At 64.8% G+C, this 440-nt stretch carries 1 protein-coding gene; it reads left to right on the top strand.

Annotated elements, in window-relative coordinates:
• On the top strand, positions 1-440 hold a 440-nt coding region (locus tag K6118_RS17215; RefSeq protein WP_247121733.1), incomplete at both ends, for a VCBS domain-containing protein.

Genomic DNA, 440 nt, shown 5'->3' with positions numbered 1-440 from the left:
ACCTTCACCGTCTCGTCGGCGGATGGCACGACGCAGGATATCGTCTTCACCATCAATGGCGTCAACGATGCCGCGGTGATTGGCGGCACGAGCACCGGCTCGATTGGCGAGGACAGCACGGGCACCGCAACCGGCAGCCTGACTGTCTCCGACGTCGATGCCGGCCAGAACAGCTTCACCGCCGATACGATTGCGGGCAGTTACGGCACACTGACCATGGCGTCGAACGGCGACTGGTCCTACGACCTCGATGAGACGCTGGCCGGTGTGCAAAGCCTGGCAGCAGGCGACACGCTCGGCGACACCATCACCGTCGCCTCGGCGGATGGCACCACACAGGACATTGTCGTCACCATCAATGGCGCCAACGATGCCGCGGTGATCGGCGGCACCACGACCGGCTCGATCGGGGAAGACAGCACGGGTACCGCGACCGGTAC

The sequence above is a fragment of the Kordiimonas marina genome, from assembly GCF_023006325.1.
GTDB lineage: Bacteria > Pseudomonadota > Alphaproteobacteria > Sphingomonadales > Kordiimonadaceae > Kordiimonas > Kordiimonas marina.
Note: the sequence above shows the minus strand (reverse complement) of the source record. Positions and strands in the feature narration are given on the sequence as shown.